Origin of the sequence: Pseudomonas sp. FP2294 (assembly GCF_030687625.1) — a bacterium.
Taxonomy (GTDB): domain Bacteria; phylum Pseudomonadota; class Gammaproteobacteria; order Pseudomonadales; family Pseudomonadaceae; genus Aquipseudomonas; species Aquipseudomonas shahriarae.
Window position 1 is genome coordinate 4,619,189 of record NZ_CP117441.1, and the last position, 12,263, is coordinate 4,631,451.

The window sequence follows — 12,263 nt, forward strand, 5'->3', positions numbered from 1 at the left end:
TTTCGCGAGCAAGCCCGCTCCCACATTTGGTCGGTGGTGTTTGTTAGCTTTTGGCTTCGTTGATGATCTGGCGGATTGCACCGACAAACGCTTCAACCGGCTGCCCACCACTGACCGCGTACTGGTCGTTGAACACGATGGTCGGCACCGAACTCACCCCGCGTGATACCCACAGCTGCTCCTGCTCGCGGACTTCTGCGGCGTACTCGTCCGAGGCCAGAACCTCGGCTGCGCGCTTGAGGTCCAGGCCAACGCTCTCGGCAATGATTGCCAACGTGGCGTGGTCGGACGGGTCCTGGCCATCGCTGAAGTAAGCCTTGAACAGCGCTTCCTTGAGGTTGTACTGCAAGCCCTCGAGCCCGGCCCAATGCAGCAGGCGATGGGCGTCGAAGGTGTTGTAGATACGGCTTTGGCCATCGGTACGAAACGCAAAGCCCAGGGCGGCGCCCATGTCGCGGATGCGCGCGCGGTTGGCCTGGGACTCTTCGGCAGTGGAGCCGTATTTCTCGGTGATGTGCTCGGTGATGTTCTGCCCTTCGGCGGGCATGTTCGGGTTCAGCTCGAAGGGCTGGAAGTGGATCTCGGCCTGCACTTCGGCGCCCAGTTGGTCCAGGGCTTCGGTCAGGCCGCGCAGGCCGATGACGCACCAGGGGCAGGACACGTCGCTGACAAAGTCGATTTTCAGGGAAGTACTCATTCAGGCAACCTCGCAGGCATTACACGCCACAAAGTTCGCACCATACACCTCTACGCGGCCGTCATAAAACCTTGGCGGGGGCCAGGGGCTCAACCTGCGCCCAATGCGCCGCCTCTTCGCGGTGGGCTTGCAGGTACGGCAACACCGCCGCCAGCAACGGCGCCTTGAACGCTTCCTGAAAACGATGGGCCAGACCCGGGATCAGCCGCAACTGGCTGCCCTGGATATGCGCCGCCAGGTGCACACCATGCATCACCGGCAACAACGGGTCGGCCGTGCCATGCACCACCAGGGTCGGCACGCGCAGTTGGTTGAGCAATGGCACCCGGCTCGGTTCGGCAAGGATGGCCATGATCTGGCGCTTCACACCCTCGGGGTTGAATGCCCGGTCGTAAGACTGCGCCGCCTGCTGCAGCAACGCCTGGCGATCATCCTCAACCTGGGGGCTGCCCAGGGCGGCCAGCAAGTCGGCCTGCTGCTCCAGGGCCACTTCACGGTTGGGCGCACTGCGCCGCGACAGCAGCTGCACCAGCGCGGCATTCGGCGCGGGCAGGCCTTCGGCGCCGGAGCTGGTCATGATCAGGGTCAGGCTTTCTACGCGCTGCGGGGCCATCGCCGCCAGGTGCTGGGCGATCATCCCGCCCATGCTCGCGCCCAGTACATGGAACTGGCGCACCTGCAACGCATCCATCAACCCCAGGGCGTCGTCGGCCATATCGGTCAGGGTGTAGGGCGCAGCCACCGGCAGGCCGAGTTTGTAGCGCAGCACTTCAAAGGTCAGGTTGGCGCTGGCCGGGGCCTGGCGCCAGGTGGACAGGCCAACGTCACGGTTGTCGTAGCGGATCACCCGAAAACCTTGTTGGCACAAGGCGACCACCACTTCGTCCGGCCAGTGGATCAACTGCCCGCCCAGGCCCATCACCAGCAGCAACGCTGGGTCGGAAGCACGGCCGATGCTCTGGTACGCCAGGCTCACCTGGTCCAGGTCGACCCGCTCAGTCGGGACATTGACATCACATCGAGAAGCCGCAAAAGACGGCAGGCCGAACAATAAGGCGGCCAGTAAAAGCAACACGCGCATGAAAAACACCGAAACGCAGAACCCCAGTAGAGCGCGAGTCTGATGAAGTTTGTTCAAGCGCGCTGCCACAGTTACGTGACAGTTTGATGAAGAGTGCCCAGCGGTCATGGTCGACAGAATTGGCAACATGAGACAAACTCACGCTATCCGAACTTGTCACAAATTATCTTCATGGAGAGCCCGTGCTCGAAATCCGTCATCTCAAGACCCTGCACGCCTTGCGCGAAGCCGACAGCCTGGTGGAAGCCGCCGAGCGCCTGCACCTGACCCAGTCGGCACTGTCCCACCAGTTCAAAGAGCTGGAAGAGCGCATGGGCATGCCGCTGTTTGTGCGCAAGACCAAACCGGTACGCTTCACCAGCGCCGGCCTGCGCCTGCTGCAACTGGCGGACGCCACCCTGCCGCTGCTGCGCGGTGCCGAACGGGATATCGCACGCCTGGCCGGCGGCACCGCCGGGCGCCTGCATATGGCGATCGAGTGCCACAGCTGCTTCCAGTGGCTGATGCCGACCATCGACCAGTTCCGCGATGCCTGGCCGGAAGTCGAGCTGGACCTGGCTTCCGGCTTTGCCTTCGCCCCGCTGCCAGCCCTGGCCCGTGGCGACCTGGACCTGGTAGTGACCTCCGACCCGCTGGAGCTGGCGGGCATCACCTATGTGCCGTTGTTCACCTACGAAGCGATGCTCGCCGTGGCCAACCAGCACGCCCTGGCCAATAAGCCGTACATCGTGCCCGAGGATCTGCTCAGCGAAACCCTGATCACCTACCCGGTGGAGCGCGACCGCCTGGACATCTTCACCCGTTTCCTGGAACCGGCCGACGTCGAGCCGGCCCAGGTCCGTACCTCGGAGCTGACGGTGATGATGATGCAGTTGGTGGCCAGCGGACGCGGCGTATGTGGCATGCCCCACTGGGCGCTGCACGAGTACAGCTCGCGGGGTTATGTGAAGGCCAAGCGGTTGGGCGAGAAGGGCCTGTTTGCCACGCTGTACGCCGGGATCCGCGCGGATATGCTGGATGCGCCGTACATGCGCGACTTTTTGCTGACGGCCAAGGACACCTCGTTTTCGACCCTGGATGGGGTCAGCGCAGTCCGTTGATTGCTCACGCGCTGCGCCGTTGCTCCAGCATCAGGCGCACCGCCAGGGCGGCCAGCACAAACCCCATGAAATAACGCTGCACCGCCAGCCACGTGGGGTTGTGGATAAACCAGGCGGCGATGCTCGCGGCGCACAGCGAGATCAGCAGGTTGACCACAAAGCTGACGCTGATCTGGGTAAAGCCGAGCATCAGGCTCTGGGTGAAGACCGAACCGTGCTCCGGGGTGATGAACTGCGGGAATACCGACAGGTAGAACACCGCGATTTTCGGGTTCAGGGCGCTGGTCAGAAAGCCCATGGTCACCAGCTTGCGCGGCGAGTCGGCGGGCAGTTGCTGGGCCTCGAACGGCGAACGGGCGCCCGGTCTCACTGCTTGCCAGGCCAGCCATAGCAGGTACAGCGCGCCGGCCCACTTCAGCACTTCGTAGGCCACCGGCACCGTGAGAAACACTGCGGTCAACCCGGCAGCCGCGGCGAACAGGTGCACAAAAAAACCTGCGACCACCCCCAGCAACGACGTGACCCCGGCCTTGCGGCCCTGGCAGATCGAGCGGGAGATCAGGTAGATCATGTTCGGCCCGGGCGTGAGTACCAGCAGCAGCGAGGCGGCGGCAAAAATCAGCAGTTCATTGAGGGGGATCACGGCTCAGTCCTTTGCGCCCGACAGTTCAGGCAGTAGTGGTCAGCGATGCTCGATAAAACGGCAGGATCAAGTCACGTGTCAAGGGCGCCAGCTGCAGGCCGCCGTCGCCGGCCGGGTCGATCCAGCACACTTCTTCGATCTCGGCAGCGGGCGTTACCGGCACGTCGATACGCACTTCAAACAGCTCGGCCGCCACGGTAAACCCCGGCTCGTTGGCCGCCGGCGCCGAGAAGTGGCCCAGGTAGTGTGCCTGGGCCGAGTCGATACGCAGCCCCAGCTCTTCGTACAGCTCACGCGCCAGGGCCTGCACCGGTTGTTCGCCCGCGTCGATCTTGCCGCCCGGCTGCATGAACGCCTGGGTGCCGCGCTTGCGCACCAGCAGGGTCTGGCCGTCGCTGCCGATCAACAGGGCGGCGGCGATACGGATAGTCTGGGACATGAAATAAACGCCTTGGAGTAAAGGGCGCAAAGGATCACACGACCCTGCGCTGCGCTGCCAGCTTTGTGGCCGTTTTTTTGTGATGACGGGTTTGTTGTGGCGAGCGGGCTTGCCCGCGCTGGGCGGCAAAGCCGCCCCAGACCACCCACCGAGCTCCAACTGAGAAAACACGGTGGCCTGATTAGGGCTGCTTCGCAGCCCAGCGCGGGCAAGCCCGCTCGCCATAACAAGGCTGGTCGCCCCGTTGCCACAGGTTGTGTGATTTTTTATTGAGCGGGGAGCGGTTCGTCAGGCTCCTTGATGAACACGCTGTACTTGGCGCCTTCCATGGCTTCAAAGGCGATCAGCTTGTCCACCAGCGGCAGGTTCAACACCTTGCCGGCGTTGAGCAACAGCATGCCGTTGTCGGCATTGAGATTGCGCGCCAGGATCATGCCTTCGGCCAATTCCCGCGTGCCAAGCACCTTGACCGTCGGGTCGCCCAGGGTCACGTCGCTGAGGAAGGCCGCACAGGCCTGGACGAAGTCTTCCACCATATCCGGGTCATACAGGCGCCCGGCGTATTTGCGGATGTACAGCAGCGCTTCGTCGCTGTTCATCTGCCGCTCCAGAATCAAGCCGCGCTGCAATTCGATAAAGTCCACCGCCAACTTCAGCAAACGCGAGCCAAACGGAATCCCATCGCCCTTGAGGTGGTCGGGGAAACCACTGCCGTCCCAGCGTTCCTGGTGATGGCGGATGATGCGCGCCGCATCCTTCATCGGCTCCAGGGTCATCAGCAGCGATTCGCTTTGGGTCGGGTAGGTGCGATACAGCTCGCGGTCGGTGCTGTGCAACAGGTCGGCGGGAGCGATCATCATCCTGTCGGTCCAGCTCAACTTGCCGACGTTGTACAGCGCCGCAGCCATGGTCAGGTCGCGCACACTGGACTCATCCATCGACTGGGCTCGGCAGTACACCCGGATCAGCTCGATCAATGGGCGGTTGGTCTGTTTTTCCTTGGGCAGGCGCAGGTTGGCCAGCAGGGAAAAGACTTCGGTGCCGGTCACGTAGCTGCGTTTGAGCTCATCGTAGGCCAGGTCAAGCATGTCGGCGGTCTGTTGCAGCTCGCTGGTGCGCGAGAGGACGCGCTTTTCCAGGGTGGCATTGAGCGCCTTGAGTTGATCGTTCTGTTCGCGGGTCAGTTGCTCCAGGCGCAGCCTTTCGCGATCGGAAAACTGATGCTCCAGGGACTGGCGCAGGATCAGGAGCAGTTCATCATCGTTCCACGGCTTGCTGATATAGCGGTGGATCTGCCCCTCGTTGATGGCCTTGATGATCATCGTCAGGTCGGCGTAGCCCGTCAGCAGGATGCGCGACGTCGCCGGGTACAGGCGATGGGTTTCGGCCAGCAACGTCGCCCCGTCCATGGCCGGCATCCGGGCATCGGTCATGACCAGGTCCACGGGTTGGGCCGCCATGATTTCCAGCGCCTGGGCACCGCTGCCGGCCAATAAGACGTCATAAGGCTGACCGCGCAGCAGGCGGCGCAGGCTGTTGAGGATCGACTCTTCATCATCGACCAGCAAAACCGTGGGCCTGTAGGGAGAAGTTGTAGCGAGTTGCTCATCCATGGCGACACCTACTCAAACTTGAACTAGATTTAACCCTTGCACCTGCCGTTGACTGCGCGGTGCTTGCCCAGGCAATCAGCGCTCTACGTCAAAGGGTGAGCTGCCGTTGATTTGACGCCAACTGGCCGACTAATTCAAGGGAGCCGACTACGCTTGTACATAGAGTCAGCAATTGACTCACTCCTCTCACCCGTTGCGGAAAGGAATCCTTATGCACCCCTCCATGTTGTTGCATGCCGATGGGTCCGGGTCATGAGCCAGCGCCCTAAACATGCAAACCGACGCATTCTGATCGTCGACGATACGGCCTCTATCCATCAGGACTTCCGCAAAATCCTCTGTGCCGAGGCCATCGCTGACCAGACGCTGGAAAGTATCGAGCAAAGCCTGTTCGGTACGGCACCCGCGGTTCACCAGCGCTACACCCTGGACTCCGCCTACCAGGGCCAGGAAGCCCTGGCGTTGGTGAGCCAGGCGCTGGCTGACGGCGCGCCATACGCCCTGGCGTTCATCGACATGCGCATGCCGCCGGGGTGGGATGGCCTGGAGACCATCGAGCAGCTGTGGAACATCGACTCCAACCTGCAAATCGCCCTGTGTACCGCCTATTCCGACTACTCCTTCGAAGCGATTGAAGCGCGCCTGAAGTTCAGCGATCAGTTGCTGATCCTGAAAAAACCCTTCGACCATCTGGAAATCCGTCAGATGGCCAGTGCCCTGACCTGGAAATGGCAGTTGGCACAGGATGCGCTGCTCAAGGTGTCGAACCTGGAGCGCACGATCGAAGAACGGGTCCAGGAACTGCTCAAGGTCTCGCACCTGCTGCAATACGATGCCCTCACCGGCCTGCCCAACAGCACGTTGCTCGGCGACCGACTGACGCAGGCCATTGCCCTGGGCCGGCGCCACAATACTCAACTGGCCGTGATGTTTATTGGCCTGGACCGCTTCAAGCGTATCAACAACGCCCTGGGCCACCCCGTGGGCGATCAAGTGTTGCAACAGGTCGGCGAGGACCTGGCGGCAACGGTCCGCAAATCCGACTCGGTGTTCCGCTATGGCGCCGACGAGTTCGTGATGATCCTCAACGACATTCATCACCCCCAGCAAACCAAAAGCATTGCCGAGAAGGTCCTCAAGGCTCTGGGCCGCACCCGCCATGTGGCGGGCCATGACCTGCGTGTCACTGCCAGCCTTGGCATCAGCATTTACCCCAATGACAGTTTCAATGCCGTGGAGCTGATCAAGAAGGCGGAAACCGCCATGCGTAACGTCAAGGAACAGGGGCCGGACAACTTCAGCTTCTTTATCGAAGACATGAACCTCATCGCGCGCCAGCAGCAGACCCTGGAGGCCGCTATCCGCCTGGCCCTGGAGCGCGATGAGTTTGTCTTGCACTATCAGCCGAAGCTGGACTTGAAGAGTGGGCGGATTGTCGGCGCCGAAGCGCTGATTCGCTGGTTTCAACCGGCTCATGGCTGGGTCTACCCATCGGACTTCATCCCCATGGCCGAAGACAGCGGCCTGATCGTGCCCTTGAGCCAGTGGGTCTTGCGCCAGGCTTGCGAACAGGCGCAACGCTGGCAAGCCCAGGGCTTGGCGCCCATTTGTGTCTCGGTGAACATCTCGGCTATCGACTTCCGTCAGCGCGACTTTGTCAGCAACCTTGCGACCATACTCGAGCAGACAGGGTTGGCGCCCGCCCTGCTGGAGCTGGAGATTACCGAGAGTGTATTGATGCAAAACGTCGAAGACACCGTTGCCATCCTGCACGAGATCAAAAAAATGGGGGTGCGGCTGGCCATTGATGACTTCGGCACCGGCTACTCCAGCCTCAGTTACCTGCGGCGCTTTCCCGTCGATGTGCTAAAAATCGACCAGTCGTTTATTCGTGGCCTGGGCGAGAACACCCAGGACATGCAACTGATCAGTGCCATTATCAGCCTGGGCAAGAGCCTGGACCTCAATATCATTGCCGAGGGCGTGGAGACCGTCGAACAACTGGAGTTCCTCAAGGCCCGGCACTGCGAGGAGGGCCAGGGCTATCTGTTCAGTAAAGCCGTGGCGGCCGAGGATTTTGCCCGGCTGCTGCAAACCGGCCCACATCATCTGATGCCGGATCAATGACTCTCTGCTCGCAAGGAACTGAAGTTGAGGCATACATCACCGCTTTACGCGTCGGCATTGTTCATATGCCTTGTATCCGGCGGATGGCTGGGAAGCTCTGTGGCGCTGGCGGCGCCGCTCAACGAGGCACTCACGCCCCTGCCTGAGCTGCCAGTGCTGGATGCCCACCGGGTCGAGCTGGGGCGTCGACTGTTCAATGAAACACGCCTGTCGATCAACAACACCCTGTCTTGTGCCAGTTGCCATCACTTGGACAAAGGCGGCGCCGATGACAAACCCTTCTCTCTTGGCTTCGACGGTAAGCCAGTGAGGCTCAATACGCCCACCGTGTTCAATGCCAGCCTGAGCTTCAAGCAGTTCTGGGACGCCCGGGTGAACACGCTGGAGGCGCAAGTCCACCAAGTGGTCACCAGCCCCGTGGAAATGGGCAACAACTGGCAAACCGTTGTCGCGACCCTGTCCGCTGCGCCTGAATATCAACGCGCATTCACCCAGGCGTACCCCGACGGCGTCACGGCCGCCAACGTGCAGAATGCCCTGGCCACGTACGAGCGCACCCTGCTCACGCCCAACTCACGCTTCGACCAGTACCTGCTGGGCAACACCGACATCCTCAGCTATGACGAAAAACAGGGTTACCTGCGCTTCAAGGAGTACGGTTGTATTGCCTGTCATCAAGGGGTCAACATCGGGGGCAACATGTACCAGAAGTTCGGCGTGCTGGGTGACTACTTCAAGGACCGCGGCAACCCGGTGGACGCGGACCTGGGGCGCTACCTGGTCACCCTGGATGAGGAAGACCGCCATGTGTTCAAAGTGCCCAGCCTGCGTAACGTCGCCGTCACCGCCCCGTACTTTCACGATGCCTCGGCCAAGACTCTGGAAGAGGCGATCGACGTGATGTTCAAGTACCAGTTGGGGCGCACGCCGTCGGCGGATGACAGGGCCCTGATTGCGCTGTTTCTCAAGACGCTGACCGGCGAATGGGAGGGCAAGCCGCTATGAAGCTGACTCGCCGCGCCAGCCTGGCACTGCTCGGTGTCGTCACCGTGGTACTGGCCTCGATCCTGGTTTTTTTATACATCAAGTCTTCTACTGACCAGAGCAGCAACTACACCCCGTCCCGGGACCTGATCCGCCATATCAAGCAATTGAACGCGCAATGGGACAGCGAGGTGCTCAAGGCGCGGATCGCCCTGACCCACAACTACGACCCGCTGGTCGCGCCGCTCAACGAGATGAACAGCCTCTGGGCCGAGTTGGAAGCGCGCGAGCACCTGCACCAGCATGCCGATCCAGCCAACTGGCAATTGGCACAGAGCACCTATCAAGCGGCGATCGAGGAAAAAGCGCGGCTGGTGGACCAGTTCAAAGCCCATAACGCCTTGCTGCGCAACTCCCTGGCCTTCCTGCCGAACGCCGAGGACGATATCCAGATGCAGTTCGGTCTGCTGGACGACAACAATCGCCTGCAGTTGCAGGACATTACCAGCGACACCTACGACTTGTTGCTCAGCAGTCTTGAGTTCGCGCTGGTTGCCAGTGATGACAAGGCCGCAGAGATTCTTGTCGGGTTGAACAAACTGGCGATCAACAAGGAACACCTGCCTGGGGATTTCCAGAGCCCTATCGAGCTTCTCAGCAAGCACATTGCCCTGATTCTGCGTGAGCAACCGGTGGTCAACAGTTTGCTTGAGCGCATCGCCGCAATCCCGCTGTCCGAGCACTTGGACGTCATGACCAACCAACTCGACCAGGATCAACGGGTCGCCGAACTGACCGAGCAGAAGTACCACCGTTACCTGCTGGTGTTTTCGACGTTATTGATGCTGGTACTGGTGTACCTGGCTGTTCGCCTGTTACGCAGCTTCGCCGAGATCAACCGGGTCAACCGCGCCCTGCTGGCTGTCAACGAAAGCCTCGAACAACGGGTCGAGGAACGCACCCGGGAACTCAAGGACGCCCAGAGCGAGCTGCTCGACAGCGCCCGCCAGGCCGGCATGGCGGAAATTGCCACGAATGTGCTGCACAACGTCGGCAACGTGCTCAACAGCGTGAATGTGTCCGCCGACCTGGTCACCCGTAAGCTGCGGGCCAGCAAGGCCCTGGGGCTGGGCAAGGCCATGCAGTTGATCAACGAGCATCCCCATGACCTGGGCACCTTCCTGACGGACGACGACAAGGGCAAAATGTTGCCGGGATACCTCAATCAATTGGTGGACGCGATTGCCATCGAGCAGCAAGGCATGGCCGATGAACTGGTGCAGTTGACCAAGAGCGTCGACCACATCAAGGACATCGTCTCCACCCAGCAGTCCTATGCTGGCGCCTCCAAGCTGCTGGAACCGGTCCATATCAGCGCCCTGGTCGAAGACGCGCTGCGCATGAATTCCGGGGCCTTGAGTCGCCACCATGTCACGGTGGTCAAAGACTATCAGCCAGTCCCCGAGGTCATGGTCGATAAGCATCGTTTGCTGTTGATTCTGGTAAACCTGATCAGCAACGCCAAGTACGCCATGTCCAACCTCAGCGACCGGCCACGCCAGATAACCCTGACGGTCCGCCCCCTGGATGACCATACGCTGCAAATCAGCGTAAAAGACGAAGGCGAAGGAATTCCCGCAGAGAACATGACGCGGATCTTTACCCACGGTTTCACCACCCGCAAGGAAGGCCACGGCTTCGGCCTGCATAGCTGCGCCCTGGCGGCCATCGAAATGAAAGGCCGTCTCACCGCCCACAGCGATGGGCCGGGCCAGGGCGCCCTGTTTACCTTGTCTATCCCTCTTGAACGTGCCGAGACCTGACCATGCCCTCTCTTTACAACCGGCGCATTCTGCTGATTGATGACACCCCCTCGATCCACGAGGACTTTCGCAAGATCCTGATGCCGACGCTCGAACAGAACGCGGCGCTGGATGAGATGGAGAGCGCGCTGTTTGGCGAAGCCGCCAAACCCCAGGCCCAGACCTTTGAACTCGACTCGGCCTACGGCGGCCAGGAAGGCTTGCAGCAACTGTGTGCGGCCATGCAACAAGCACGACCCTACGCCCTGGCGTTTGTCGACATGCGCATGCCCCAGGGCTGGGACGGTGCTCAGACTATCGAAGAGCTGTGGAAAGTCGCCCCGGACCTGCAAGTGGTGGTCTGTACCGCCTACACGGACTATTCCTGGGAAGAACTGCTGTCGCGCCTCAATGCCCATGATCGACTGCTTATTCTGAAGAAGCCCTTCGACAATATCGAAGTCCAACAGATGGCCAATACCCTGGCGGCCAAATGGGACATGGCCCGCCGCGCCAGCCTGAAAACCGTGCACCTGGAGCAGTTGGTAGAACAGCGCACCGAGGCGCTGACCCTTGCCAGCCAGGCCTTGCAGCAGGAAATCGACGAGCGCAAGCAGCTGCAAAGCCAGTTGATCCAATCGGAGAAGCTGGCCTCCCTGGGGCAACTGGCTGCCGGGGTGGCGCACGAAATCAATAACCCCGTGGGCTTCGTCACCTCCAACCTTGGCACGCTGGAGAGTGACTTCAAGCAATTGCAGCGCATGCTCGACGCCTATCAACAGGCTGAGGCGGCCCTGGCGCCCGGTGACTGCCTTGAACAACTGAGCGCCTTGCGCAACGAGTTGGACCTGGACTTCCTCAAGGAGGACATCCCGATCCTGATCCGCGAATCCAAGGACGGCATCGGCCGTGTGACGCAGATCGTCAAAGACCTGAAGAACTTCTCCCGGGTCGATAACGACGAGCAATGGCAATGGGCGAACCTGCAGCAAGGGATCGACTCGACCCTGAACATCGTGGCCAGTGAACTCAAGCACAAGGCGGACGTGATCAAGCACTACCAGCCCCTGCCCGAGATTGAATGCCTGGCCTCACAAATCAACCAGGTGGTGATGAACCTGGTGATCAACGCAGCCCAGGCCATGGGCCCGGAGCGCGGCACGATCACCCTCAGCAATGGGGTCGAGGGCGATCGGGTGTGGCTGGAGGTGGCGGATAACGGCTGCGGGATTGCGCCCCACAGCCTGCAGAAAATCTTCGACCCGTTTTTCACCACCAAGCCGGTGGGCGAAGGCACGGGCCTGGGGTTGTCGCTGTCCTATGGCATCGTCAAGAAACACCACGGGGATATCTCGGTGAGCAGTGAAGTCGGCAGGGGCACCACTTTTCGGGTGGTGCTACCGATCCGGCAGACAGCGGCGTGACGCCTCTGCTGTTCAGGCTTCAGCGGGCTTGGGGCTGGAACCAAACGAGGCAAACCGCTTGTTGAACCCGGCAATCCGCCCTTCGACCTGGGTCTTGCGCTGCTGCCCGGTGTAGATCGGGTGGGACGCGCTGGATACGTCGAGGGCCATGTAAGGGTAAGTGTTGCCATCGGTGTGTTGGTGGGTGCGATCCGTGTCGACCGTGGAGCCGATCAGGAAAAACACATCGGCGGCAGTATCGTGGAACAGCACGGTGCGGTAGTCGGGGTGAATACCAGCTTTCATAGGGCCTCCGGGGCATCTGGGCAGGATTAATACGTTATACAGTAACGTAAATAATGCACCCAAACGAG

The 12,263-nt window shown here is 61.0% G+C and carries 11 protein-coding genes; 5 read left to right on the forward strand and 6 right to left on the reverse strand.

The features are described 5' to 3' along the window. Positions 1-43: 43 nt before the first annotated feature. Entirely contained in the window at positions 44-697 is a 654-nt protein-coding gene (locus tag PSH73_RS20745) for a DsbA family oxidoreductase (protein ID WP_057438339.1), read from the reverse strand. Between the two features lie 61 nt (positions 698-758). Then, a complete protein-coding gene (locus PSH73_RS20750; protein ID WP_057438337.1) occupies positions 759-1,778 on the reverse strand; it encodes an alpha/beta fold hydrolase in 1,020 nt (339 codons plus the stop codon). Between the two features lie 182 nt (positions 1,779-1,960). Between PSH73_RS20750 and metR the strand changes: the two genes are divergently transcribed. Beyond that, entirely contained in the window at positions 1,961-2,878 is a 918-nt protein-coding gene (metR, locus tag PSH73_RS20755) for a transcriptional regulator MetR (RefSeq protein ID WP_032859924.1), read from the forward strand. A 4-nt stretch (positions 2,879-2,882) separates the two neighbouring features. On the opposite strand, the gene PSH73_RS20760 is transcribed toward metR, so the two are convergent. From PSH73_RS20760 to PSH73_RS20770, 3 genes are all read right to left on the reverse strand, one after another. Continuing rightward, positions 2,883-3,521, reverse strand: coding sequence for a LysE family translocator (locus PSH73_RS20760; protein ID WP_057958583.1), 639 nt, complete (start codon positions 3,519-3,521; stop codon positions 2,883-2,885). Positions 3,522-3,546: 25 nt separating this feature from the next. Next, positions 3,547-3,960 (reverse strand): NUDIX domain-containing protein, encoded by a 414-nt coding sequence (locus PSH73_RS20765; protein ID WP_115128909.1) that lies wholly within the window; start codon positions 3,958-3,960, stop codon positions 3,547-3,549. Positions 3,961-4,226: 266 nt separating this feature from the next. Further along, the gene (locus tag PSH73_RS20770; RefSeq protein ID WP_057438331.1) at positions 4,227-5,573 is read right to left on the reverse strand and encodes an HD domain-containing phosphohydrolase; all 1,347 of its coding nucleotides are present in this window, start codon (positions 5,571-5,573) and stop codon (positions 4,227-4,229) included. 252 nt (positions 5,574-5,825) lie between these two features. Between PSH73_RS20770 and PSH73_RS20775 the strand changes: the two genes are divergently transcribed. Genes PSH73_RS20775 through PSH73_RS20790 form a run of 4 tightly spaced genes read left to right on the forward strand, consistent with a single transcriptional unit; the run spans position 5,826 to position 11,910 of the window. Then, the gene (locus tag PSH73_RS20775; protein ID WP_057958580.1) at positions 5,826-7,700 is read left to right on the forward strand and encodes a bifunctional diguanylate cyclase/phosphodiesterase; all 1,875 of its coding nucleotides are present in this window, start codon (positions 5,826-5,828) and stop codon (positions 7,698-7,700) included. A gap of 57 nt (positions 7,701-7,757) precedes the next feature. Beyond that, positions 7,758-8,705, forward strand: a complete 948-nt coding sequence (locus tag PSH73_RS20780; RefSeq protein ID WP_057958579.1) for a cytochrome-c peroxidase — start codon at positions 7,758-7,760, stop codon at positions 8,703-8,705. Beyond that, the gene (locus PSH73_RS20785; protein WP_169989548.1) at positions 8,702-10,507 is read left to right on the forward strand and encodes a DAHL domain-containing protein; all 1,806 of its coding nucleotides are present in this window, start codon (positions 8,702-8,704) and stop codon (positions 10,505-10,507) included. The genes PSH73_RS20780 and PSH73_RS20785 overlap by 4 nt, the downstream gene beginning before the upstream one ends. A gap of 2 nt (positions 10,508-10,509) precedes the next feature. Further along, positions 10,510-11,910 carry an ATP-binding protein gene (locus tag PSH73_RS20790; RefSeq protein WP_120734094.1) on the forward strand — a complete coding sequence of 467 codons (1,401 nt, stop codon included), beginning with the start codon at positions 10,510-10,512 and terminating at the stop codon, positions 11,908-11,910. A 12-nt stretch (positions 11,911-11,922) separates the two neighbouring features. Here the strand turns inward: PSH73_RS20790 and PSH73_RS20795 are convergent, their stop codons facing one another. Continuing rightward, positions 11,923-12,195, reverse strand: coding sequence for a type B 50S ribosomal protein L31 (locus tag PSH73_RS20795; protein WP_057958577.1), 273 nt, complete (start codon positions 12,193-12,195; stop codon positions 11,923-11,925). Positions 12,196-12,263: the final 68 nt, after the last annotated feature.

Coding starts and splice junctions, on each gene's coding strand:
- PSH73_RS20770 (WP_057438331.1), bottom strand. CDS start 5,573: ATGGATGAGCAACTCGCTACAACTTCTCCCTACAGGCCCACGGTTTTG.
- PSH73_RS20785 (WP_169989548.1), top strand. CDS start 8,702: ATGAAGCTGACTCGCCGCGCCAGCCTGGCACTGCTCGGTGTCGTCACC.
- PSH73_RS20790 (WP_120734094.1), top strand. CDS start 10,510: ATGCCCTCTCTTTACAACCGGCGCATTCTGCTGATTGATGACACCCCC.
- PSH73_RS20795 (WP_057958577.1), bottom strand. CDS start 12,195: ATGAAAGCTGGTATTCACCCCGACTACCGCACCGTGCTGTTCCACGAT.
- PSH73_RS20745 (WP_057438339.1), bottom strand. CDS start 697: ATGAGTACTTCCCTGAAAATCGACTTTGTCAGCGACGTGTCCTGCCCC.
- PSH73_RS20765 (WP_115128909.1), bottom strand. CDS start 3,960: ATGTCCCAGACTATCCGTATCGCCGCCGCCCTGTTGATCGGCAGCGAC.
- PSH73_RS20775 (WP_057958580.1), top strand. CDS start 5,826: ATGAGCCAGCGCCCTAAACATGCAAACCGACGCATTCTGATCGTCGAC.
- PSH73_RS20750 (WP_057438337.1), bottom strand. CDS start 1,778: ATGCGCGTGTTGCTTTTACTGGCCGCCTTATTGTTCGGCCTGCCGTCT.